Source organism: Sphingomonas sp. SORGH_AS_0789 (assembly GCF_031453055.1).
Taxonomy (GTDB): Bacteria; Pseudomonadota; Alphaproteobacteria; order Sphingomonadales; family Sphingomonadaceae; genus Sphingomonas.
The window spans coordinates 3,144,414-3,168,730 of sequence record NZ_JAVIYV010000001.1 but is presented as its reverse complement, the minus strand read 5'-3'; the positions used below and the strand labels follow the sequence as shown (position 1 = coordinate 3,168,730).

Sequence of the window (24,317 nt, the reverse complement as noted above, 5' to 3'; positions counted from 1 at the left end):
CGGTGATCCGGGCCTTGGAGAAAGGATTTTCCTATGGTCGACACCGACGGCACATTGCCGACGACGCAGAGCACCACTCCCAATTTTGCGGGCAATGCGGGCCTGGCGCCCGAAGTGGCTCCATTCGCCAGCGAGGCGGACGCGCATGACAAGCCCAAGGCGGGACTGGCGGATGCCAAGCAGTCGGTCAAGGAAGGCGCTACCAAGGTCCAGCAGCAGGCGGTGGACAAGGTCTACGCGCTGGCAGGCGACGGCAAGGCCAAGGCGGGATCGGCACTCGATCAGGTCGCGCAGCTGCTCAACGATGCGGCCGGTCAGGTCGATGAGAAGCTGGGCAGCCAATATGGGCAATATGCTCGTTCGGCGGCCGACAGCGTGACCTCGCTGTCCGGCGCGATCAAGGACAAGGACGTCGAGGAACTGCTCGATGACGCCCGCGCCTTCGTCGCGAAGAGCCCGGCGGTGGCGATCGGCGTTGCGGCGGCATTGGGCTTCGTGCTGGCGCGCGTGGTACAGTCGGGTATCGAAACCCGCGAGCCGGGTGACGCCACGGCGTGACCCGGGCGGCTGCTCCCCTATCGGCGCGGGTGCCCGAGCCCGAGACGCTGACCTCGCTGGTGTCGCAGCTGGTCGATGACGGTCGCTCGTTCATCGCGGCGGAGATCGACTTGGCCAAGGCGAAAGCCAGCGACAAGGTCGGCCGTTATCGCAGCGCGGCGATCTTCTTCGGTGCGGCGGCGGTCCTCGGGCTTGCGGCGCTGGTCGCGCTGCTCGTCGGGCTGATCCTGTCGCTGACGCCGTTGGTCGGCCCCTTTGGCGCGACGCTGATCGTCGTCGGCCTGGTCATCGTCATTGCCGGCGTGTTGGCGATGATCGGCAAGGGCCGCTTGGCGGGAGGTGCGGCATGACCGTCGCCGAAGCCGAATTGCGGGCTGCCGAAGCGCGCGAGCGGCTGAACAAGACCGCCTCGCGCATCCAGGCGCGGCTGGAGCCTCAGGCCCTGGCCGCGCAGGCGCGGGATGCGGGCCGGACCGCCGCGAAATGCGGCCTGGAAGGCGCGAAGAACAATCCCGGCGCGGTGGCGGGCGGCGTCGCCGTCATCGGGCTGCTGCTCAACCGTCGGCGGATCGCACGCCTGTTCAAGCGCAAGCGCTGATTTGGTTTTCCGGCGGATGGGCCCGTCGGCACCGTAGTTCAGAAGGATGATCGCAATGACCACCGAAATCCCTACCGATCAGCAAAATAGCCGGCTTCGCGAAACGCTGGACCATGGTCGTGAGACCGCGTCGCATGCCTATCACGATGCCAAGGATAAGGCCGGCGAGATCGCGCAGAAGACCGCGCGCACCATCGAGGGCAATCCGCTGGGCATCCTGGTCGGCGGCCTTGCGGTCGGTGCGCTCGCCGGGGCACTGATCCCGCGTTCGCCGCGTGAAAAGCAGCTGCTGGCGCCGGTCGGCAAGAAGCTGGGCGAAACCATTCGCCAGGCCACCCAGGCGGCGCGCGAGACCGGCCTTCGCGAGCTGGAGGAAGCCGGGCTGACGAAGGACGCGGCGAAGGACCGCGCCAAGTCGCTGTTCGACGATGTCGTAAAGGCCGCCAGCAATGCCGGATCGGCGGCGGCCAAGGCGGCGGCGAACAAGTCGGCCTGACCCCGCCACAGCCCTTAACCGAATGATGGCGCGCCGGACCCATAACATGGGTTACGGCGCGCTTTTCATGGGGAAGCGAAGCGGACGACCGCGCCACCTTGTCGCCGGGGATTGCGGTTTATAGGGATGGGATCTCCTCGATCAGAACGGGATTTCCGCTTGCGCCTTCTGCCCCTTGCCGCCTTGCTCGCTGCCGCCACCCTGCCTGTTCCCTTCGCCATCGCTGCCGCCCAGGCCCTGCCCCCGACGCCCGCCCAGCCCGGCGAGGGCAAGGAGGATGCCCGGCTCAAGCAGCTTTTCCATGACAGCGACGAAGCCAGCCTGGCGCGCAATCCGATCAGCGGTCTTTTCCGGGGCGACATGCGCCGCGCCGACCGGATCGGCGACTTTTATTCGGACGCCTATATCCAGGCCGAACGGCAGGCGGCGGAAAGCGACCTGAAGCGGCTCGGCCAGATCGACCGTGCCCGGCTGACCGCGACCAACCAGATCGCCTATGACGTCTTTCGGCAGCAGACCGAAACCACGCTCAAGGGCTATGACCCCGCCATCGTCGCGATGACCATCGTGCGACCGATGGACCATTTCTACGGCATCCAGACCTTCTATCCCGAATTCGCCTCGGGCCAGGGCGCGGCGCCGTTCAATACGGTGGCGGATTATGAGAACAACCTGAAGCGCAACGTCGAATATGCGCGGCTGCTCGACGAAGCCATCGGCCGCTTCCGGCAGGGCATGGCGAGCGGCGTGGTTCAGCCCAAGCTCGTCGTGCGCAACATGATCGCGCAGTTCGACAATCTTCTCGCCGGCCCGGTCGAGCAATCGACCTTCTACGGTCCGGTCCGTCAGTTTCCCGCAAGCGTCCCGGCGGCGGATCAGGCGCGGCTCAAGGCGGCCTATGCTGCGCAGATCCGCGATGTCATCCTCCCCGCCGAGCGGCGGATGCGGGCCTTTCTCGCCGATACCTATCTGCCCGCCGCGCGCGACAGTATCGGCCTGTCGGGAATGCCAGGCGGCGACCGGCTCTATGCCTATCTGATCGAGCAGAACACCACCCTGCCGCTCAAGGCCGAGGATGTGCACCAGCTCGGCCTGTCCGAGGTCGCGCGCATCCTGAAGGCGATGGAGGTGCAGAAGCAGGCGGTCGGCTTCAAGGGCAGCCTGGCCGATTTCTTTACCTTCCTGCGCACCGACACGCGGTTCCAGCCCCAATCGGCGGCACAGCTGCGCGAAGGCTATGAGGCGATCGGCCGCCGTATCGACGCCCGCGTCCGCGGGCAATTCTCGCTGATCCCCAAGACGCCGCTCGAAATCCGCCCCGTGCCCGCCTTCAAGGAAAAGACCGATGCTGGCGGCTCCTATCAGGGCGGCACGCCGGACGGGACGCGGCCGGGTGTCTTCTATTACAACACCTATGACCTGCCCTCGCGCTATATGTGGGAGATGGAGACGCTCTATCTCCATGAAGCGGTGCCGGGGCATCACTTCCAGATCAGCCTGGCACAGGAGAATGCGGCCCTGCCCGCCTTCATGCGCTTCGGCGGCAACACCGCCTATGCCGAAGGCTGGGCGCTCTATGCCGAAACGCTGTGGCCCGAACTGGGGATGGAAACCGATCCCTATCAGCGCATGGGCGGCCTGAGCGACGAGATGCTGCGCGCGATGCGGCTGGTGGTCGATACCGGCATCCATGCCAAGGGGTGGAGCCGCGATCAGGCGATCGCCTATATGCTGGCCAATTCGCCGATGGCGCGGACCGATGCCACCGCCGAGGTCGAACGCTATATCGCCATTCCGGGCCAGGCGCTCGCCTACAAGATCGGACAGATCACGATCAGCCGCGCCAAGGCCAAGGCGAAGGCCGAACTCGGCGCGAAGTTCGATCCGCGGCGCTTCCATGCGGTGGTGCTGGACACCGGCGCTCTGCCGATGCCGGTGCTGGAAAAGAAGATCGACGACTGGATCGCGGCGGAAAAGCGCCGGGCGTGATCGACCGGGGGAGCGGCACGCGGTCGCTCCCCCGGCACCGCGTCAGGGAACGTGACGCTTTTCGAGTTTGCGCGCGAGCGTCCGGCGGTGCATCCCCAGCCGCCGCGCGGTTTCCGAGATGTTGAAGTTGGTATCGGCCAGCGTCTCGTTGATCCGTTCCCATTCCAGCGTCTTGATCGAGCTGGGCCGATCGGTGATCGCGGTCGTCGCATCGCCGCTCGCCTTGTGGAAGGCTGCCTCGATATCGTCGGTGTTGGACGGCTTGGCGAGATAGTGGCACGCCCCCAGCTTGATCGCCTCGACCGCCGTGGCGATGCTGGCAAAGCCGGTCAGCACGACGATCAGCATTTCGGGATCATGCGCATGGAGGGTCTGCACGCATGCCAGACCCGAAGCCTGCCCCAGCTTGAGGTCGACCACGGCATAGCGCGGCGTCATCTCCGCCAGCGTCGCGACGAGCATGTCGGGCGTTCCGGCCACCCGCACCTGATAGCCGCGCCGCTCGAACGAACGTTGCAGCGTGCGCGCGAAAGTCTCGTCATCCTCGACGATTATCAGCGATCGTTCGCCGTCCATCACATGTCCCGATCCGAAAAGCCTATCATGCTGAGAGGTAGGGTCAGCGTCACCGTCGCGCCACCCTCGACGCGGTTGATCGCCTCGACCCGGCCGCCCAGCTTGCGAACCACGCTGGAGGCGAGGAACAGACCCACGCCATGCCCCTCGCCCTTGGTCGACTGCTGCGGTCGTCCGAACTGCGCCAGCGTGGCGGCGGTGAAGCCGGGGCCACGATCCGAGACACGCACCGCCACCACCTCGCCCTCGCGCACGACGCTCAACGCTACCCAATGCGGCGAGGCTTCTGCGGCATTGTCCAGCACGTTCCACACCGCCTGCTTGATCGCCGGGTCGGACACGATCGGCGCATCGTCGTCGATCGAGCGATAGTCGAGCGGGATCTGGCCATGACTGCGCCGCCATTCGCCGACGATCGCGTCGATGAAGCTGCCCACCTCGGACAGCTCCGCGGCCTCGCCGCGCGGTTCGCCTGCCGATTGCAGGATGCTGGTGACGATCGCCTTGCACCGCTGCACCTCGGCCTGCATCTCGGCGATCTCGCCCATCAGCTCGGCGTCGTCGCGCAGCTTGGGGACGCGGCGCCAGTCGCTCAGGATGACCGAGAGGCTGGCCAGCGGCGTGCCCAGCTCATGCGCGGCTCCCGAGGCGAGCAGGCCCATGCGGACGATATGCTCCTCCTCCGACGCCTGCTGGCGCAGATCGGCGAGCCGTGCGGCGCTGCGCCGCAGATTGCGGCTGATCCGGGTCACGAAGAGGATCAGCAGCCCGGCGACGATCGCGAAGCTCAGCCAGTTGCCCAGCGTGTGGAGCCCGGCAATATCGCCGAACAGCCAGGACGGAAAGGCCAGCGGGCGGTGATGCAGCGACAACAGGCCGAAGCACAGCCCCGTGATCCCGGCCAGTGCCCAGGCGGACCAAGTCTCGAGCAGCACCGCCCCGAGCACCACCTGGATCAGATAAAGCGAGATGAAGGGATTGGTCGCCCCGCCCGACAGGAACAGCTGAAGCGTCAGCGTGCCGACATCGAACATCAGCGCGAACAGCAATTCGGTGTTGGTGATCCGGTGAAAGCGAAGGCGCAGATGGCTGAGCAGGTTGATCCCCACCGCCATGGCCAGCACGCCCATCATCGCCGCGACGGGCAGCTGCACACCCATGATGCGGTTGACGACCAGGATCGTCACGAGCTGCCCCACCACCGCCATCCAGCGCAGATGGATTAGCTGGCGCATGTTCGCCGTGCCCGCCGTCGCGTCGGGCTCACGCGGACGGACGGTGAACGGCAGGAAGGGCGGAGCGCCCGGCGTCACTCGGAATTCCCGTCCGGACCGCCCCGCCAGAGGATCACAAGCCCCGCGCCCGTCAGGATCGCCAGACCGAACCAGGTCAGCGCATAGGACAGATGGCTGTTGCGGAAGGTGACGACGGTCAGTCCCCCGACCGGATAGCCGCCCGGATTGGCCGTGGCGTCGGCATCGATGAAATAAGGGGCGACGGGACCAAGGCGCTTGGCGGCGGCTATGGCGGCGACGTCGCGTGAGTACCAGCGGTCCTGTACGGGATCGTTGGAGCGCAGGAAGCCCCCCTTGGGCTCGGTCATCCGGATCAGGCCGGTCACCGAAACCGGGCCGGAGGGACGATCGTGAACGGCGCGCCTTTCGGCCGGAACGAAGCCGCGATTGACCAAGACGGTGAATTGCGGGCCGACCAGCGGAGTCATCACCCAATAGCCGGGACCGCGTTCGGTGACCGCCTGGACGAAGGTTTCGCGATCATTGCGGAAGACACCGCGTGCTGTCACGCGGCGATAGGTATCATCTTCATCGGCGACTTCATCGGCGACGGGCGGAGCCGCCACCGGGGAGGCATGGAGCCGCGCCTCGACCCGGGCGATCAGGTCCAGCTTCCAGACCCGGCGCTGCAACTGCCAGACGCCGAGGGAGACGAAGCCCGCGATCAGGGCGATCCCGATCGCGGACAGGATCGCCAGCCCCAGCGGCGAGCGGCCCCGCCGCTCACCGCTTGTGCCGGCGTCCGTCATTACATGCCCCCGCCCATCTGGGCGGCCATGTCGGGCATCATGTTGGTGTTCATGTGATACATGACCCAGATCGACCCGCTGAGCGTGATGACGACCAGCACGGCGGTAAAGACCAGGGCCATCATCGTCCAGCCCCCCTCCGACTTGGTGTTCATATGGAGGAAGTAGATCATGTGGACGACGATCTGGACGAAGGCCAGGCCCATGATGACGAGCGCGGTCGTCTGGGTATCGCCCAGCGCGCCGGTCATGACCGCCCAGAACGGAATGGCCGTCAGGATCACCGACAGCACGAACCCGATCATATAGCCCTTCATCGAGCCGTGACCGTGCGTGTCGCCATGCGCGTGGAGGTCATGGTCCAGATTGGCGTGATCGCCATGGCCATGCGGAGGATGAGCGCTCAACGGAGAACTCCCAGCAGATAGACAAAGGTGAAGACGCCGATCCAGACGACGTCCAGGAAGTGCCAGAACATCGACAGGCACATCAGGCGCCGCTTGTTCGCCTCGATCAGGCCGAAGCGGCCGACCTGCACCATCAGCGTGACCAGCCAGATCGAACCGAAGGTGACGTGCAGACCGTGCGTGCCGACCAGCGTGAAGAAGGACGACAGGAAGGCCGAACGCTGCGGACCCGCGCCCTCATGGATGAGGTTGGCGAATTCGTAGAGCTCGATCGACAGGAAGGCGAGACCGAACAGGCCGGTGATGCCCAGCCAGATCAGCGTGTTCGACTTCTGGTTCTTCTCCATCGCGATCATGGCGAAGCCATAGGTGATCGACGACAGCAGCAGCATCGAGGTGTTGAGCGCGACCAGCGGGAGCTCGAAAATCTCCCGCGGGGTCGGCCCGCCCGCATAGCTGGTACCCAGCACGCCATAGGTGGCGAACAGGATGGCGAAGATGAGGCAGTCGCTCATCAGGTACATCCAGAACCCAATGGCGGTCGAGCCACCGGATTCGTGATGATGATCCTCGTCCTCGACCAGATAATAGGTCGGGTTCTTTGCCGGATCGGCGCTCAGAACGTCGGTCGACATGGATCAGGCCCCCTGACCGAGCAGGCGACGCCGCTCGTTTTCCGTTGCCACGACTTCATCGACGGGGATGTAGTAATCGCGGTCATAGTTGAACGTGTGCCAGATGGCGACGACGACGACACCGATCAGGCCCAGGGCGGCGAGCCACCACATATACCAGATCATGCCAAAGCCCGCGGCGGTCGACAGGCCGGCGATGATGACGCCGGTGCCCGTGTTCTTGGGCATGTGGATCGGACGATAGCCCTCGGCCGGAGCCTGCGCCTTCTTGTCCTTCATGTCGTACCAGGCATCCAGTTCGTGGATGACGGGCGTGAACGCGAAGTTGTAGTCCGGCGGCGGCGACGAGGTCGCCCATTCCAGCGTACGGCCGTCCCAGGGATCGCCCGTCACGTCGCGCAGTTCTTCCTTCTTCCAGATCGACACGCCGATCTGAACCAGGAAGGCCCCGATGCCGCCCGCGATCATCAGCGCGCCGAGCAGCGCGACGACGAAATAGATCTGCAGCGACGGATCGTCGAAGTGATGGAGGCGACGCGTCACGCCCATGAAGCCCAGGATGTAGAGCGGCGTGAAGGCGACCCAGAAGCCGATGACCCACAGCCAGAACGACACCTTGCCCCAGAACTGGTTGAGCTTGAACCCAAAGGCCTTGGGCCACCAGTAGTTGATCGCGGCGAAGGCGCCGAACAGCACGCCGCCGATGATCACGTTGTGGAAGTGCGCGATCAGGAACAGCGAGTTGTGCAGCACGAAGTCGGCGGGCGGAACGGCCAGCAGAACGCCGGTCATGCCACCGATGGTGAAGGTCAGCATGAACGCGATGGTCCACATCATCGGCAGCTCGAACCGGATGCGCCCCTTGTACATGGTGAACAGCCAGTTGAAGATCTTCGCACCCGTCGGGATCGAGATCACCATGGTGGTGATGCCGAAGAACGAGTTGACGCTCGCGCCCGAACCCATGGTGAAGAAGTGGTGCAGCCAGACGAGGTACGACAGGATCGTGATGACGATCGTGGCATAGACCATCGAGGTATAGCCGAACAGGCGCTTGCCCGAGAAGGTCGAAGTGACTTCCGAGAACACGCCGAACAGCGGCAGGATCAGGATGTAAACCTCCGGGTGGCCCCAGATCCAGATCAGGTTCACGTACATCATCGGGTTGCCGCCGAGATTGTTCGTGAAGAAGTTGGTGCCGACATAACGGTCGAGCGACAGCAGGACGAGGGTGGCGGTAAGCACGGGGAAGCTGGCGACGATCAGGACGTTCGCGCACAGCGAGGTCCAGCAGAACACCGGCAGCTTCATCATGGTCATGCCCGGCGCGCGCATCTTGATGATGGTTGCGATCAGGTTGATGCCCGATAGGGTCGTACCCACACCGGCCACCTGGAGGGCCCAAATGTAATAATCGACGCCGACATCGGGACTAAAGTCCAGTTCCGACAGCGGCGGGAAGGCCAGCCAGCCGGTCCGCGCGAACTCGCCGATGAACAGCGAGGCCATGACCAGCACGACGCCGCCCGCGGTCATCCAGAAGCTCAGATTGTTGAGATACGGGAAGGACACGTCGCGCGCACCGATCTGGAGCGGCACCACATAGTTCATCAGGCCGGTGATGATCGGCATCGCCACGAAGAAGATCATGATGACGCCGTGCGCGGTGAACACCTGATCATAGTGGTGCGAGTTCAAGAAGCCCTGATTGTCGCCGAACGCGATGGCCTGCTGGCCACGCATCATCAGCGCGTCGGCAAAGCCGCGCAGCAGCATCACGATGCCCAGGATCATGTACATGATCCCGATGCGCTTGTGATCGACCGTGGTGAACCACTCCTTCCAGAGATAGCCCCACAGCTTGAACTTGGTGATGAGCGCCAGCACCGCGATGCCGCCGACCGCGACACCCAGGAAGGTGCCGACGACGATCGGCTCGTGGATCGGCAGCGATTCGATCGATAGCCGTCCGAAGATGGTCTTTATGATGTGTTCCATGATGGCGTGCCTCAGCCGCGACCCGCACCGGCATGACCAAGGGTCTGCGGGCCGGGGGTCTGCGGGATGGAAAGGAAGGACATGCGGCGGTTCTTCATCTCACCGGGCTCCTGCACGCCCTTCGACGGGACAGGCTCCTTGCTCTGATGCGGCGAGGTCTGGATTTCCTCCGGCGACTTTTCGAGCGCGCCCTTTGTCCGATCACCGTGCATGGGGCCGGTATTGTTGACCGGCGGATTGCCCTCGCCGACCTTCATCTTGTGCGGATCGCCGCCGCCGGTCATCCGGTCGTGCATCATCACGTCCGACATGCACGGCGTGTTGTCCGCGACGCAGCGATTGACGACGCGATCGAACAGGCCGCCCTGCACGCCGTTGAAATACATGGCGGGCACATATTCGCTGGGCTTCTCGACCGTCAGGAAAGCGGCGCGGGTCAGCTGGCCATGGCCCTTGCCCTGACCGGCCTGCGAAGTCCGGACCTTCTCGACCCACTGGTCGAAGCCGTTCGCCTGGAGCGCATAGACCGGGAAGTGCATGCCCGAGAAACCGGCGCCGCTATAGTGCGACGAAAGGCCCTTGAACGTGCCCTCGCGGTTGATGACCGCATGCAGCTGGGTCTCCATGCCGGGCATGGTGTAGATCATGCCGGCCATGGCGGGGACGTAGAAGGCGTTCATCACCGAGGTGCCGGTCAGGCGGAACTCGACGGGACGATCGACCGGCAGCGCCAGTTCGTTGATCGTGGCGATGCCCTGCTCGGGATAGATGAACAGCCATTTCCAGTCGAGCGCGACGACCTGAACCTCGAGCGGCTTGACGCTGGAGGCGATCGGCTGGCCGGGGGCGGTCCGTTCGATCGGGCGATACGGGTCGAGCAGATGGGTGCTCGTCCACGTCACCGCGCCCAGGCAGATGATGATCAGCAGCGGCGCCGACCAGATCACCAGCTCGAGCATGGTGGAGTGATCGAACTCCGGATCATATTCGGCCTGCGTGTTGCTCTTGCGATAGCGCCACGCGAACAGCACCGTCAGCGCCATCACCGGAATGATGATGAGCAGCATCAGGGCCGTCGCGATCAGCACCAGATCGCGTTGCTGCACGGCAACGTCACCGGCAGGGTTTAGCACGACCGCATCGCATCCCCCCAGCATGGCCAGGAGGGGCAAGGCGGCCCAGCGAAGAGGGCGCAGGCGCGCAAGGCTCGACGAATGAGACATATGGCAAGGGCCGCTACGCCTTTGCTGCACCTGCGCACATTGGACAGTTTGTCCAATCCCCCCGGCCCATCGAAAGGCGCATAGGCGCAACAGAATGGCGGTTTTGTGCGGTCGTTTTGCGCCGCCACCGTTCCGCCGAGATGAAAATGCAAGAAATCAGGACTGGCAGCCGATGAGCGCAGAGTTAACCGCATCGACCTCGACGCCCCTTGAGCGGGACGCGCGGCTGGTCAATGCCCGCGATCCGCACCATGTCGCCCCGGGCGACATCGCCATCGGCGTCATCATCGGGCGTACGTCGGAGTTCTTCGACTTCTTCGTGTACGCCATCGCCTCGGTGCTGGTGTTCCCGTCGCTGATCTTTCCGTACGTCGACGCGCTGACCGGCACGATCTATTCGTTCGCGTTGTTCGCGCTGGCATTCATCGCCCGTCCGATCGGCACCTTCATCTTCATGGCGGTCGACCGCAATCTCGGTCGCGGCGTCAAGCTGACCATCGCGCTCTTCCTGCTCGGCGGGTCGACCATGGCGATCGCCTTCCTGCCCGGCTATGCGCAGATCGGCACGTCGGCGGCCGTTCTGCTCGGCATCTTCCGCGTCATGCAGGGCCTGGCGCTGGGCGGGGCGTGGGACGGCCTGCCCTCGCTCCTGTCGCTCAACGCGCCCGAGCGTCGTCGCGGCTGGTATGCGATGATCCCGCAGCTGGGCGCGCCGCTCGGCCTGCTGGTGGCCAACGGCCTGTTCGCCTTCTTCCTGACCACGCTCAGCCGGGCGGACTTTCTCGACTGGGGCTGGCGCTATCCGTTCTTCGTGGCGTTCGCGATCAACGTCGTGGCGCTGTTCGCACGCCTGCGCATCGTCGCCACGCCCGAGTTCCAGCGCCTGTTCGAAAGCCGCGAGCTTCAGCCCGCGCCGGTCGGCGAGACGCTGAGCACCGAGGGCCGCACCGTCCTTCTGGGCGCCTTCGCGCCGCTCGCCAGCTTCGCCATGTTCCACATCGTGACCGTGTTCCCGCTGTCCTGGGTCGTCCTGTTCAACAAGGAGCGCCCGCAGGACTTCATGATGATCGAGATCATCGGCAGCATCGTCGGCGTGTTCGCCATCCTCGCCTCGGGCAAGATTGCCGACCGGGTCGGCCGTCGCACGCTGCTGGGTTTCTCGGCGGCGGGCATCGCGGCCTTTGCCGGCTTCGCGCCGCAGCTGCTCGACAATGGCGGCACGGGCGAGACGATCTATATCGTGCTCGGCTTCCTGCTGCTCGGCCTGGGCTTCGGCCAGTCCTCGGGTGCGATCAACTCGGGCTTCTCGTCGCTTCGCCGCTACACCGGCGCCGCGATCACCTCGGACCTCGCCTGGCTGATCGGTGCGGGCTTCGCACCGCTCGCCGCGCTGCTGCTGTCGAGCCATTTCGGCCTGCTGTCGGTCGGCGCCTATCTGCTGTCGGGTGCGGTCGCCACGCTCGCCGCGCTGGGGATCAACAAGGAACTCGCCAAGCGCGCGTCCTGATCCCGATCGACCAATCTCATGCGGACGGCCGGTGGAGTGATCCACCGGCCGTTTTGTTTTGGCCGGATCGCGCCCTACATCGGTTTTCGACAGGGGATGCATGACGGGAAACGGGATGACGAACAGGAAGCGCTGGATAGCAATGGGCGCCGCGGCGATGGCAGGGATCGGCATGGCCGGAGCGGCGGACGCGCGGGTACCTGCTGGCACCTGGGCCAATCCGTCCAACACCGTGCAGGTCCGCTTCACCCCCTGCGGCCGTGGCCCCGACGCGCAGCTGATGTGCGGCACGGTGGTCTGGGCGAGCGAACAGGCCAAGGCCGATGCCGCGCGCGGCGGCTCGCCCCGCCTGGTGGGCACCCGGCTGTTCACCGATTTCGAGGAGGAAGAGCCAGGGCGCTGGGCGGGCACCGTCTTCGTTCCGGACATCGGTCGCGAGGTCGAGGGCACGATCACCCAACTCGATGCGCGGACGTTGGTCGGCGAAGGATGCCTGCTCGGGCGGCTGGGCTGTCGCGAGCAGCGCTGGCACCGGGTAAAATAAGCGCGCTCGATCAGGGAACCCGGGGGCGTCTGCCGCGTCCCCGTCGCGAACATTCAGGAAAGGCACGCCATGGCGGACGACACGCTGACGGTCATCAAGGAAACGGTCGAGGACAATGTCGCGGACCGGCAGGTCGAATTCGTGGCCGAGCTGGAGGGTGAGGAATATCAGTTCGCCGTCCAATATGACCTGCTCGAAGCCCTGAGCGGCGACGTCCCCGATGGCGATGCCGTCGAGATGTTTGATCGCTACTCCGACGATATTCTGGACGCCGCGCTGACCGCGCTGGGCCGGGACATGGAGCAGGCGCTGGTCGTGGTCAGCGAGAATGATCTCGACTGAGCGTCAGACGCCGAACAGCCAATCGATCTGCTGGGCGAGCTCCGCAAGCGTATAGGGTTTGCGGAGCAACGCGAAGCCATGGCTCCCCTCGTCGGCGATGACCCGGCTATAGCCGCTAGTGAGCAGAATGCGCAGCTGTGGGTGGAGCCGGGCGATATCATGGGCGAAGTCGATGCCCGACTGGCCCGGCATCATGACGTCGGAAAATACCAAGTCGAACCGCTCCGCCCCGGTTTTCAGCTCCTCCATGGCCGCCGCCGCATTGGTGGCGATGACCGTGCGATAGCCCAGCGTCTGTAGTGCCTCGACCGCGAACTGCCCAACCTCGACATTGTCCTCGACCACCAGCACGCAGCGCTCGGTCCCGTTCGCTGCGCGCGGATCGCCCTGCTGCCGATCGGCCGCGGGCAGGCCGTCGGTCCGGGGCAGGACCAGGGTGAAGGTCGCGCCCTGCCCCGGCGCGCTGGCGACTTGCACGTCGCCGCCGGACTGGCGCGCAAAGCCGAACACCTGGCTGAGGCCCAGGCCGGTGCCCGCCCCCAGCCGCTTGGTGGTGAAGAAGGGCTCGAAGATCTGGTCGAGCCGGTCGGCGGGAATGCCCTCGCCGGTATCGATGATCGCGATCCGGACCTGATCCGCTCCTTGCGGCTCCGCCTCCGACCAGACGCGGATGGTCAGCGTCCCCTGCCCCGCCATCGCGTCGCGGGCATTGACCGCCATGTTGACGATCGCGGTGTCGAACTGGCTGCGGTCGACATGGGCATGGCACGGCTGATCCGGCAGATCGAAGACCAGCCGGATGCCCGGCCCCGACAGCGTGGCGATCATGTCGGACAGCGTCATGATACTTGCCCCGACATCGACCACCTCGGGCGTCAGCGGTTGCCGCCGGGCAAAGGCCAACAGCTGTGCAGTGAGCTTGGCGGCGCGGTCGGCCGCATCCGCAATCGCCTCGATCTGGCGCTGGCGGCGCTCGGGCGGGAATCCGGGGCGGCGGATCAGGTCGATCGAGCCGCGAATGACGGTCAGCAGATTGTTGAAGTCGTGCGCGACGCTGCCGGTCAGCTGGCCGATCGCCTCCAGCTTCTGCGCCTGACGCAGCTGTTCCTCGGTCTGGCGCAGCGCCTCCTCCGCCGCTTTCTGCTGGGTGATATGGCGGCCGACCGCAAAGACTTCGCGCGCGCTGGAGGCGCCGACCCAGGCGATCCACTCATAATCGCCCTGGGCATGGCGCATTCGGACCTCGATCCGCGAGACCTGGCGGGTCAGCGAATTGCTGAGGGCCTCTTGCGCCCCGGCCAAATCGTCGGGATGAACCAGCTCCATCACCGATCGCCCGACCAGCGCCTGTCCGCCATAGCCGAGCAGCTTGCCCCAGGCCGGGTTGGTCCGCTGGATCATGCCCTCCGCATCGAGCACGGCGAGCAGGTCGGGCGATACGTCCCACATGCGGTCGCGCTCGGCGGTCCGTTCGATGATCCGCTGTTCGAGCGTGACGTTGAGCCCGCGCAGCTCCTCCAGCGCCTGCGACAATTGCAACTGGCTGTCGCGCAGCGCCGCGTCGGCATGGACGCGCGCCGTCGTCTCGTTGGTGAAGATGAACAGCCCCGCGACATCGCCCTGGCCGTCGAGAACGCGCGAATAGGAAAAGGACCAGAAGGTGTGCGCCTCGCCCCGGTCGGTATCCAGCTTCCAGGGCAGATCGACGAAACGCTGGGTCCGCCCCGCCAGCGCATCGTCGATGATCGGCCGCGCCTGTTCCAGCGCATCGGCCCATACCTCGTCGAAACGCGCGCCCATCGCCCAGGGCAGACGGGGGCCGAGCAGCGGAAAATAGGTTTCGTTGAAGAAGAAATGCAGCTCCGGCCCCCAGGCCAGGATCATCGATTCCGGTGAGTTGAGCACCAGGCTGAGCGCGACGCGGAACGTCTCCGGCCAATTCCGGGGCGGCCCCAGAGGATGGTCGGTCCAGTCGCGCGCGAGGATCAGGCGTGTCGCCTCGCCGCCCCCGTCGAGGAAGGCCAGGGCGGGATCGGGCTGGGCGGCGGTCATCGCCCCGCTGCTAGCAAGTCGGCCGCGGGTCCGCCACCATGCTCGGCTAGAGTTCCTCGCCCGCCAGCGTGGCCGCCGCCTGAATGACCGCCAAATGGGTCAGCCCCTGCGGCATGTTGCCCAGATAATGCCCCGTCTTGGGATCGATCATCTCGGCATAGAGCCCCGCCCCCCGGCTATCGAGCGCCTGTGTCGCGGCGTCGAACGCGGCCTGTGCCGCATCCTGCTGGCCCAGGATTGCGCGCGCCTCGATCATCCAGAAGGTACAGGCCAGGAAGCATGCCTCCTCCTTCTCCACGCCCGAATAGCGATAATGGAACGCCCCCGCCCCCAATTCGCGGTCGAGCGCGTCCAGCGTCCGGGCCAGCCGGTCCTGCCCATCAAACCGGAAGCGCACGGCAAGCGCGAGGCTGGCGTCGAGCGCGTCGCTATCAGGGTGCATCAGATAGGCGCCGCGCGCTTCCGACCAGCAATGTTCGCCGATCCACGCCTCGATCCGGTCCCGCTCCCGCGCCCAACGGTCGCGACAGGTGGTGGGAATCTGCCCCTCGTCGGCCAGCTCCACCGCGCGGGCCAGTGCCTGCCAGCAGCTGATCTTGGACATGGTGTAATGGCGTTCCTCCGGCAATTCCCAGATGCCCGCATCGGGCTGGCGCCAGTGATCCGCGCAGGCATCGGCCAGATGCGACAGCGTTTCGGCGCTGGAGGTGTCGAGGAAATTGCCGCACGCGACAAAGCGGCTCGCCGTCTCGAATATGTCGCCATAGATGCCGTGCTGATGCTGGCCACCCGCCAGATTGCCGACGCGCACCGGCCGGGAATGGCGATAGCCGCTCACCGCGATCTCGCGCTCGGCGGGCACGGGGCGGCCGTCGAGCGTGTAGCAGACCTGGGGCTGTCCCTCGCCCAGCCGCTTGAGCAGCCAGGTAAAGGCCGCCTTCGCCTCGGCATGCGCGCCGATCCGCAGGAACGCCTTGATCGTATAGCCCGCGTCGCGAACCCAGGCGTAGCGATAGTCGTAATTCTTCTGCCCGCCGATCCCCTCGGGCAAGGAGGTGGTCGCCGCCGCGGTGATCGCGCCGGTGGGCGAATAGAGCAGCAACTTCAGGGCGAGTGCGCTGCGCAACAGCCGGTCGCGCTGTGCCTCCGGCACTTTCAGTCCGGCGGCCCATTGCCGCCATTCGGCGTCGGACAGATCGATCCGCGCATCGATCTGTTCGATGTCCTGGCAGACCAGCGGCTCGTCCTCTCCGGCGATCAGCGCGATCCGGGCGCGATCGCCCGGCGCGACCGAGGTATGGCCCGTCACCAGACCATCCTCCAGATGATCGATCACGACATGGCCGCAATGCCGGAATATGCCGAGCACCCGGTCGACATGGAAGACATTATGCCCCCCGGCGGGCGCGAAATAGGGGCTGACCGTGTCCGCGCGGCGGCTGAAGCGCAGGGTGATGCCGAAGCGGACATGGCCGTCCAGCCCCTCCACCCGCCGCGCCAGCTCCGCCCAGGGCAATCGCCCCGCCGTGCCGCTGTTGATCGACTCGACCAGCTTGGCGCGGCCCGATGCGGTGGTGAAGATCGTCTCCAGCACGTTGCTGTCGGGGCGATAGCGGCGTTCGACCGTGAACGGCTCGACCGGGGTGATCGCGAAGGTGCCGCCGCGTTCGGCGTCGAGGAGCCGGTCGAACAGCGGCGGGGAGTCCATGTTGGGCACGCACCACCAATCGATCGCCCCGTCCGCCCCGCTCAGCGCCACGCTACGCCCGTCGCCGAGCGCGGCATAATCTTCGAGGTGCAGAAAGCCGTGCTGGTCGCGAAGCGGGTCGGGGTGCTGATCGGGCAGGGTCACGATGGCGCAGGCTCCGCTGGCGGAAAGACAATCTAGGTTAGGAGCATGGAAACTCGCCAGAACCGTTAAATCTCCGTGGGACCTTCCTGTGATTTGCGCGTTGCAACATCCGACCTGTCTATTGGGAGCATCGCCATGAGCCTGGCATCGGCATTCGGATTCGGCACTAAGAAAGTGCGCTACGCAGTCGTCGGCGCGGGCGACATCACCCAATCGGCGATGCTGCCCGGCATCCGCCATACCGGCAATTCCGAACTGACCGCGATCGTCACCGGCGATGCGGAAAAGGGGCGCCTGCTCGCCGAGAAATACGGTGTCGAGCATGTCTATTCCTATGACGAATTCGGCAAGCTGCTGACCGCCAATGTCTGCGATGCCATCTATCTGGGCACGCCCAATTGGCGCCATGCCGAATTCGCCATTCCGGCGCTGGAAGCGGGCATCCATGTCCTGTGCGAAAAGCCGCTGGAAATCTCGGTCGAACAGGGCCGCGCCATTCAGGACGCCGAGCGCCGCTCCTCGGCCAAGCTGATGACCGCCTATCGCTTGCATTTCGAGCCGGGCACGCTCGACGCGATCGAGAAGATCCGCAACGGCGAGCTGGGCGAACTGGTCGCCTTCACTTCCTGCTTCGGACAGAAGCTGGACCCCGACAACCACCGCGCCAAACATGGTCTGGAGGCCGGGCCGCTGTTCGACATGGCGCCTTATCCGATCAACGCCATCCGCTATCTGTTCGGGGCCGAGCCGGTCGCGGTCGAAAGCGCGGTCGCCACGCGCCAGCCGAGCGCGGGTCTGGGCGATCTGGACGACACCTTCGCCGTCGTGCTGCGGATGCCGGGCGACAAGCTCGCCAGCTTCACCGTCAGTTATGCGATGAACGATGTCGACAGCCTGATCGTCGCGGGCATGAAGGGCTCGATCCATATGAGCCCGGCCTATGGCTTCCAGTCCGCGATCGAGCAGAATGTGACGATCGGCGACAAGAAGAGCCATGAAGCCTTCAAGCACACCGATCATTTCGGCGGCGAGATGCGCTATTTCTCCGACTGTATTCTGAACGATCGCGATCCGGAGCCGGATACGGAGGAAGGATTGTCCGACCTGCGCGTGATCGAGGGGATCAAGCAGGCGCTGAAGACCGGCGGCAGGGTGGAACTGCCGCCCTTTACCCGTACCCGGCGGATCGATCCCGCCAGCCAGCGCCAGACCCTTTCCGCCGTCGATCGTCCCGCGCCGGTCAAGGTCAAGTCGCCTACCGGCGCAAGCTGATCATTATCTATTCGCTTCTTGGGGAGCGGAATGACAGGATCAATCGTTACGCTGCCGATGACAATTGACGTCACTTCAGGGAGTCGATGGTGGACAACAGGGACGAACAGCTTCGCGAACGGGCCTATGGCATCTGGCAAGCCGAAGGCGAGCCGCATGGGCGCGACCGCGAGCATTGGGAAATGGCGGAACGCGAGCTGGCCGATGCCGACCCCGCACCGGCCGCCCCCGAGTCCGTCGAAACCACGGACAAGCCCCAGGCTGCGGAACCCGCTACGCAGCCCAAAGCAGCCGTCACGCGTCGGAAAAGCAGCAAGCTGACCTCCCCGACCGAAACCGAAGCCACGGCTCCCGCCCCCAAGCCGAAGGCGCGCAAGCCTCGCGCCGCCAAGACCGAATAACGCCGCCCGCCTGGCGGGTGGTTCGAGAGCGACGGGCCGGATGCGGCCCCTCGCTTCCCCCTTCTTGCGTTGACCCCACGGATAGTCGTTCGACTTTTGCCGGAGACCCTCTTTGACCGCTTTGCCCGACCAGATGCTTGCCGGTTCGCCCCATCCGCTGGGTGCCACGTTCGATGGCGAGGGTGTCAACTTCGCCGTCTTCTCCGCCAATGCCGACCGGATCGAACTCTGCATCTTCGACCCCCAGGGCAAGCGCGAGTTGCGCCGCTATACGCTGCCCGAATGCACGGACGAGGTGTGGCACGGCTATCTGCCCGATGTCGGGCCCGGCCTCCTCTACGGCTACCGTGCGCATGGCCCCTATGAGCCGGAGGCGGGGCATCGCTTCAACCCCAACAAGCTGTTGCTCGACCCCTATGCCCGCAAGCTGCATGGCGAGATCAAGTGGACCGATGCGCTGCACGGCTATCAGATCCGCTCCAAGAAGGAGGATCTGAGCTTCGACAAGCGCGACAGCGCCGCCGCCATGCCCAAGGCGGTGGTGGTGGACGATCATTTCGACTGGTCGCGCGACGTGAAGCCCAACACGCCCTGGTCCGAAACCGTCATCTACGAAGCGCACGTCAAGGGGCTGACCAAGCTGATGGAACTGGTGCCGCCGCGCGAGCGGGGCACCTATGCCGGGCTCGGCCATCCGGCGGTCATCAAGCATCTGAAGCGGATCGGCGTCACCGCCATCGAACTGCTGCCGATCCACAGCTTCACCCAGGACCGTTTCCTTCAGGAAAAGGGACTGCGCAATTATTGGGGCTATAACACGCTGGGCTTCTTCGCGCCCGAGCAGGCCTATTTCGCGACCGATACGCAGGACGAGCTTCGCCGTGCGGTCCACCGGCTGCACAAGGCGGGGATCGAGGTGATCCTCGATGTCGTCTACAACCATACCTGCGAAGGGTCGGAAAAGGGCCCGACCTTGTCGTGGCGCGGTCTCGACAATGCCAGCTATTACCGGCTGGTCCAGGATCAGCCGCGCTATACGATCAACGACACCGGCACCGGCAATACGCTGAACCTGTCCAAGGCGCGGGTGATCCAGATGGTCGCGGACTCGCTGCGCTACTGGGCCACCAGCTTCGGAATCGACGGATTCCGCTTCGACCTCGGCCTGACGCTGGGGCGCGAGGCCGACGGTTTCGATCCGGGCTCGGCCTTTTTCGACGTGCTGCGGCAGGACCCGGTACTGGGGCGGCTCAAGCTGCTGACCGAGCCCTGGGATGTCGGACCCGGCGGCTATCAGCTCGGCAATTTCCCGCCCGGCTTTTCCGAATGGAACGACAAGTACCGCGACACCGTGCGCAAATATTGGCGGGGCGACCCCGGCCAGCGCGGCGAACTGGCCGCGCGACTGGCCGGATCGGGGGACCTGTTCGACCGGCGGGCGCGGCGCCCCTGGGCCAGCCTCAACATGCTGGCGGCGCATGACGGCTTCACCCTTGCCGATACCGTCATGTACGAAGAGCGGCATAACGAAGCCAACAAGGAAGACAATCGCGACGGCCACTCCGAGAATTACTCGCGCAACTGGGGCGCGGAGGGGCCGACCGACGATCCGGGCATCAACGCCGCGCGCGGCCGGGTGATGCGGTCGATGATGACGACGCTGCTCACCTCGCTCGGCACGCCGATGATCGTGGCGGGGGACGAGTTCGGCCGGACGCAGCACGGCAACAACAACGCCTATTGCCAGGATAACGAGATCAGCTGGCTCGACTGGAAGGCGGCGGCGTCGGAGGATGGTGAGACGATGATCGCCTTCACCGCGCGGCTGGCCGAGTTGCGCCGCCGCTTCTCGGTGCTGCGCGCACCCCAGTTCCTCTATGGCCAGGATACGCCGGGGTACGGGATCAACGATATCGAATGGTGGGACGAGCGCGGCAACCAGCTGTCGCCCGAGGACTGGCAGAACCCGGAAGGCCGCGCGCTGATGATGCGCCGGGCCTCGGTGACCGAGGATGGCGAGGTCGAGGCGGTGTCGCTGCTCCTCAACGCGTCGGCCGATCCGATCACCTTCACCCTGCCCCCGCCCCATGCCGACCGCACCGTCCTGATCGACAGCGCCAAGCCGGAGCAGGGCGAGGTCGCGATCGACGACAGCTATGAGGTCGAGCCGCAAAGTGCCGTGCTGGTCACCTGGCGCAATGGGATCGCGGCATGAGGCATTGGGGGCCCGAACTGCGCGACGGCGCGGATACCCGCTTCCGTCTGTGGGCACCGGACCGGCCGTCGGTCACGCTGGAGATCGACGGCGGCGGCGAGGTTGCCATGATACGCGACGCCGATGGCTGGTTCACCGGCGAGGCCCCTGCCCCGCCGGGCACCCGCTACCGGTTCAGGGTCGCGCCCGATCTTGCCGTTCCCGATCCCGCCTCCCGACTTCAGTCGGGGGGCGTCCATGGCTGGAGCGTGGTCGTCGATCCGTCCTTCGCCTGGAGCGCGACCGAATGGCGCGGACGCCCCTGGGAAGAGACGGTGCTGCTGGAGGTGCATGCGGGCACGCTCGGCGGCTTTTCGGGTGTTCGCGAACGGCTGGGCGCGATGGCCGCGTCAGGGATCACCGCGATCGAGCTGATGCCGGTCAACGCCTTTGGCGGCACCCGCAACTGGGGCTATGACGGCGTCCTGCCCTATGCGGTGGCCGAGGCCTATGGTTCGCCCGCCGAGCTGAAGACGCTGGTCGACACCGCGCATTCGCTGGGCCTCTCGGTCTTTCTCGACGTGGTCTATAACCATTTCGGGCCGGACGGGAATTATCTGGGCGCCTATGCCGGCGCCTTCTTCCATCAGGATGTCGACACGCCCTGGGGTGGTGCAGTGGCGGTCGATGCCGACCCGGTCCATCGCTACTTCGTCGACAATGCCCTGATGTGGCTGCGCGACTATCGGATCGATGGGCTGCGCTTCGACGCGGTCCATGCGATCGAGAATGACGGCTTCCTCGACCGGATGGCCGCCGAAATCCGCGCCGCCCTGCCCGAGAGGCATGTCCATCTCGTGCTGGAAAACGAGAAGAACGATGCGGACCGCCTGACGCCGGGTGGCTATGACGCGCAGTGGAACGACGATTTCCACAACGTCCTCCATGTCCTGCTGACGGGCGAGACGAGCGCATATTATGGCGACTTCGCGGATCGTCCCGCCGAGCGGCTGGCGCGCTGCCTGAAGGAAGGCTTCATCTATCAGGGCGAGGGTTCGCCCAATCATGACGGCAAGCCGCGTGGCAAGCCGTCGGGCGACCTGCCCAGCACCGCCTTCGTCGCGTTCCTCCAGAACCACGACCAGGTCGGCAACCGGGCGATGGGCGAGCGGCTGATCCGGCTGACCGACCGCGAACGGCTGCGCGCGGCGACCGCGCTACTGCTGCTCGGGCCGCAGATCCCGCTATTGTTCATGGGCGAGGATGAGGGGAGCGAGAGTCCGTTCCTGTTCTTCACCGATTTCCATGACGAACTGGCCGATGCGGTGCGCGAGGGGCGTCGCCGCGAATTCGCCAAGTTCGATGCCTTCGCCGACGAGGCGGCACGCGCGCGCATTCCCGACCCCAACGCGCGCTCGACCTTCGAGGCGTCGGTCCCCGAGCCGGGACCGCAGGCGGGCGAGTGGCGGGCGCTGTACCGCGAATTGCTGAGCCTTCGCCACGCGCATATCGTGCCGCGCCTGAAGAATACGGTCGGGCTGGCGGCGGAGGTCTGCGGCCCGGCGGCGGTCAAGGCCCGCTGGCGGATGGGGGACGGCGCGACGCTGACCATCGCGATCAATCTGGGCGACGCGCCGTCGCCGATCGGTGACGAGGAGGCGGAACTGATCTTTCGCGAAGGCGAACGCTTCGCCGCATGGATCGCACGATGAGCGACCTCCACGCCCGCGCCGAGGCCGCCGGTCTGTCGGTGGCGTGGCAGGATGCCAAGGGCCGGGACCAGCAGGTCTCGGACGAGGCACTGGGCGCGATCCTCGACCGGCTGGATACCGCAGTCGGGGAAGAGACGTTCGTCTCCGCCGATCTAGGCGATGCCGTCCTCCTGCCACCGGGTTGGCGGGCGGGGAATGCACGGCTGATCCTGGAAGATGGTGAGACTTGCCCGGTCGTCCTGGCCAGCCATGCCGACCGGGTGTCGCTTCCCGCACCGACGTCATGGGGCTATCACCGACTGGAGCAGGACGACCGCGTCGTGACGGTCGCCGTCGCCCCGCTTCGCTGCCCGGCACCGCCCGCCGGACGCCATTGGGGCAGCGCGGTCCAGATCCCGTCGCTTCGGGAAGGCGGCGGCGCCTATGGCGACTTTGCGAGCCTCGCCGAGGCGGCGGGCGCCCTGGCCCGCGCGGGGGCTTCCGCCCTGGCGATCAGCCCGGTCCACGCCCTGTTCCCCGCCGAGGCCAGCCGGTTCAGCCCCTATGCGCCATCGAGCCGCCTGTTCCGCAACGTCTGGCTGGCGCCGGCGGGAGAGCCTGTGCCGGATCAGCCCGAGCTGATCGACTGGACCAACGCCGCGCCGGACCGAATGCGCGACCTGCGCGCGGTCTTCGACCGGCTGGCCGGGACGGATCGGCACGCCTTCGAGCGCTGGCGCGATCGACAGGGCGAAGCACTGGAGCATCAGGCCCTCTTCGACGCGCTGCAAGGCTATTTCCACGCCCGCACCGGCGCGCAAGGCTGGCGCGACTGGCCTGCGGATTATCACGATTTCGCCGGACCGGCGGTGCGGGCCTTTGCCGACGAGCACCGGGATGCGATCGCCTTCCATGCCTTTGCCCAGTGGCATGCCGACCGCGCGCTGCATAACGCGGCCAGGGCCGCGCGCGACGGCGGGATGGGGGTCGGGTTGATCGCCGATCTCGCCATTGGCGTGGCCGGGGACGGCGCGGACGCCTGGAGCCGCCCCGACGAGCTGCTCACCGGCCTGTCCATCGGCGCGCCGCCTGACCCGCTTGGCCCCGACGGACAGAATTGGGGGATCACCGCGCTCTCGCCCTTCGCGCTGCGCAGACAGGGGTTCGCGCCCTTCATCGCCACGCTGCGCGCCGTGTTCGCGCACGCCGGTGGCGTGCGGATCGACCATGCGCTCGGCCTGTGCCGCTTGTGGGTCATCCCTGAAGGCGCCGCCGCCGATCAGGGCGCCTATCTGGCGATGCCGTTCGAGGACATGCTGCGCATCCTGAAGATCGAGGCACACCGCGCCAATCAGGAACGCGGCGCCATCGTCATCGGCGAGGATCTGGGCACCGTGCCGCCGGGATTTCGCGACAGGATGGCACAGGCCGGGATGCTCGGCATGCGTGTCCTGCCCTTCGAGCGGGACTCGGACGGCGGCTTCATCCCGCCGGAAAAATGGGATGCCGAGGCCATTTCGATGACCGCGACGCATGACATCGCGACGGTCGCCGGATGGTGGCGCGGCCGCGATCTCGAATGGCGGGCGCGGATCGCGGGCAAGCCGGTGTCCGACGAAGACGCCGCGAGCCGCGATAGCGAACGCGAGGCGCTATGGGCGGTGATCGGCGATGCCGCCCCCCTGCCCGACGCCCCCGCCGCCGTCGTCGGTGCCGCGATCACGGCGGTGGCCGCCACCCCCTGCCCGCTCGCGATCGTGCCGATCGAGGATCTGCTTGCGCTGGAGGAACAGCCCAACCTGCCCGGCACCACCGACGAGCACCCCAATTGGCGCCGCCGCCTGCCCGACAGGCTGGAGCCGCTGCTGGCGGACCCCGACGTCGCCGACCGCATCGCCACGCTCACCGCCCGCTGACCCGCTCGAACCAAAGGACGTC

At 66.1% G+C, this 24,317-nt stretch carries 22 protein-coding genes; 13 read left to right on the top strand and 9 right to left on the bottom strand.

All coding sequences use genetic code 11. From position 1 onward, the window contains the following. Positions 1-33 precede the first annotated feature (33 nt). The 5 genes from QE360_RS14510 to QE360_RS14490 all read left to right on the top strand — a co-directional run bounded on the left by QE360_RS14510 (position 34) and on the right by QE360_RS14490 (position 3,641). Positions 34-558: a hypothetical protein gene (locus QE360_RS14510; protein ID WP_309702593.1), complete on the top strand. Its 525-nt coding sequence runs from the start codon at positions 34-36 to the stop codon at positions 556-558. Next, on the top strand, positions 555-908 hold the full coding sequence (locus QE360_RS14505; protein ID WP_309702592.1) for a phage holin family protein: 354 nt from the start codon (positions 555-557) through the stop codon (positions 906-908). Before QE360_RS14510 ends, QE360_RS14505 begins: the two co-directional genes overlap by 4 nt. After that, a complete protein-coding gene (locus tag QE360_RS14500; protein ID WP_307098869.1) occupies positions 905-1,156 on the top strand; it encodes a phosphatase in 252 nt (83 codons plus the stop codon). Before QE360_RS14505 ends, QE360_RS14500 begins: the two co-directional genes overlap by 4 nt. A gap of 55 nt (positions 1,157-1,211) precedes the next feature. Then, the gene (locus tag QE360_RS14495) at positions 1,212-1,652 is read left to right on the top strand and encodes a hypothetical protein (protein WP_309695540.1); all 441 of its coding nucleotides are present in this window, start codon (positions 1,212-1,214) and stop codon (positions 1,650-1,652) included. Between the two features lie 159 nt (positions 1,653-1,811). Then, positions 1,812-3,641: a DUF885 domain-containing protein gene (locus QE360_RS14490; RefSeq protein ID WP_309702590.1), complete on the top strand. Its 1,830-nt coding sequence runs from the start codon at positions 1,812-1,814 to the stop codon at positions 3,639-3,641. Between the two features lie 42 nt (positions 3,642-3,683). Here the strand turns inward: QE360_RS14490 and QE360_RS14485 are convergent, their stop codons facing one another. From QE360_RS14485 to cyoA, 7 genes are read right to left on the bottom strand one after another with little or no spacing between them, the layout of a single operon-like run. Next, positions 3,684-4,217: a response regulator transcription factor gene (locus tag QE360_RS14485; RefSeq protein WP_307098875.1), complete on the bottom strand. Its 534-nt coding sequence runs from the start codon at positions 4,215-4,217 to the stop codon at positions 3,684-3,686. After that, the gene (locus tag QE360_RS14480; RefSeq protein ID WP_373424620.1) at positions 4,217-5,530 is read right to left on the bottom strand and encodes an ATP-binding protein; all 1,314 of its coding nucleotides are present in this window, start codon (positions 5,528-5,530) and stop codon (positions 4,217-4,219) included. Before QE360_RS14480 ends, QE360_RS14485 begins: the two co-directional genes overlap by 1 nt. Then, complete coding sequence (locus QE360_RS14475; protein WP_309702588.1) at positions 5,527-6,261, bottom strand: SURF1 family protein; 735 nt, start codon at positions 6,259-6,261, stop codon at positions 5,527-5,529. Before QE360_RS14475 ends, QE360_RS14480 begins: the two co-directional genes overlap by 4 nt. After that, on the bottom strand, positions 6,261-6,668 hold the full coding sequence (gene cyoD / locus QE360_RS14470; protein ID WP_373424621.1) for a cytochrome o ubiquinol oxidase subunit IV: 408 nt from the start codon (positions 6,666-6,668) through the stop codon (positions 6,261-6,263). The genes QE360_RS14475 and cyoD overlap by 1 nt, the downstream gene beginning before the upstream one ends. Next, positions 6,665-7,303, bottom strand: a complete 639-nt coding sequence (gene cyoC, locus QE360_RS14465; protein ID WP_007403230.1) for a cytochrome o ubiquinol oxidase subunit III — start codon at positions 7,301-7,303, stop codon at positions 6,665-6,667. Before cyoC ends, cyoD begins: the two co-directional genes overlap by 4 nt. A gap of 3 nt (positions 7,304-7,306) precedes the next feature. Then, entirely contained in the window at positions 7,307-9,301 is a 1,995-nt protein-coding gene (gene cyoB / locus QE360_RS14460; protein WP_309702580.1) for a cytochrome o ubiquinol oxidase subunit I, read from the bottom strand. Between the two features lie 11 nt (positions 9,302-9,312). Then, complete coding sequence (gene cyoA, locus QE360_RS14455) at positions 9,313-10,524, bottom strand: ubiquinol oxidase subunit II (protein ID WP_309702578.1); 1,212 nt, start codon at positions 10,522-10,524, stop codon at positions 9,313-9,315. Positions 10,525-10,696: 172 nt separating this feature from the next. Here cyoA and QE360_RS14450 point away from each other — a divergent pair, with 172 nt between their 5' ends. The 3 genes from QE360_RS14450 to QE360_RS14440 all read left to right on the top strand — a co-directional run bounded on the left by QE360_RS14450 (position 10,697) and on the right by QE360_RS14440 (position 12,917). Continuing rightward, positions 10,697-12,031: an MFS transporter gene (locus QE360_RS14450; RefSeq protein ID WP_309695553.1), complete on the top strand. Its 1,335-nt coding sequence runs from the start codon at positions 10,697-10,699 to the stop codon at positions 12,029-12,031. A 115-nt stretch (positions 12,032-12,146) separates the two neighbouring features. Beyond that, the gene (locus tag QE360_RS14445) at positions 12,147-12,575 is read left to right on the top strand and encodes a DUF2147 domain-containing protein (protein WP_309702577.1); all 429 of its coding nucleotides are present in this window, start codon (positions 12,147-12,149) and stop codon (positions 12,573-12,575) included. 69 nt (positions 12,576-12,644) lie between these two features. Further along, positions 12,645-12,917, top strand: a complete 273-nt coding sequence (locus QE360_RS14440) for a DUF1488 family protein (RefSeq protein WP_307098886.1) — start codon at positions 12,645-12,647, stop codon at positions 12,915-12,917. Positions 12,918-12,920: 3 nt separating this feature from the next. Here the strand turns inward: QE360_RS14440 and QE360_RS14435 are convergent, their stop codons facing one another. After that, complete coding sequence (locus tag QE360_RS14435) at positions 12,921-14,969, bottom strand: ATP-binding protein (protein ID WP_309702575.1); 2,049 nt, start codon at positions 14,967-14,969, stop codon at positions 12,921-12,923. A gap of 46 nt (positions 14,970-15,015) precedes the next feature. After that, complete coding sequence (locus tag QE360_RS14430) at positions 15,016-16,821, bottom strand: glycoside hydrolase family 15 protein (protein ID WP_309702573.1); 1,806 nt, start codon at positions 16,819-16,821, stop codon at positions 15,016-15,018. Between the two features lie 174 nt (positions 16,822-16,995). On the opposite strand from QE360_RS14430, the gene QE360_RS14425 reads away from it, so the two are divergent. The 5 genes from QE360_RS14425 to malQ all read left to right on the top strand — a co-directional run bounded on the left by QE360_RS14425 (position 16,996) and on the right by malQ (position 24,295). Further along, positions 16,996-18,093 carry a Gfo/Idh/MocA family oxidoreductase gene (locus QE360_RS14425; RefSeq protein ID WP_309702570.1) on the top strand — a complete coding sequence of 366 codons (1,098 nt, stop codon included), beginning with the start codon at positions 16,996-16,998 and terminating at the stop codon, positions 18,091-18,093. 86 nt (positions 18,094-18,179) lie between these two features. Next, on the top strand, positions 18,180-18,494 hold the full coding sequence (locus tag QE360_RS14420; protein ID WP_309702568.1) for a DUF2934 domain-containing protein: 315 nt from the start codon (positions 18,180-18,182) through the stop codon (positions 18,492-18,494). Between the two features lie 133 nt (positions 18,495-18,627). Continuing rightward, positions 18,628-20,709, top strand: a complete 2,082-nt coding sequence (gene glgX / locus QE360_RS14415; protein ID WP_405052683.1) for a glycogen debranching protein GlgX — start codon at positions 18,628-18,630, stop codon at positions 20,707-20,709. Next, complete coding sequence (gene treZ / locus QE360_RS14410) at positions 20,706-22,400, top strand: malto-oligosyltrehalose trehalohydrolase (protein ID WP_309702563.1); 1,695 nt, start codon at positions 20,706-20,708, stop codon at positions 22,398-22,400. The genes glgX and treZ overlap by 4 nt, the downstream gene beginning before the upstream one ends. Further along, positions 22,397-24,295, top strand: a complete 1,899-nt coding sequence (gene malQ / locus QE360_RS14405; RefSeq protein WP_309702561.1) for a 4-alpha-glucanotransferase — start codon at positions 22,397-22,399, stop codon at positions 24,293-24,295. Before treZ ends, malQ begins: the two co-directional genes overlap by 4 nt. The last annotated feature ends 22 nt before the right edge of the window (positions 24,296-24,317 follow it).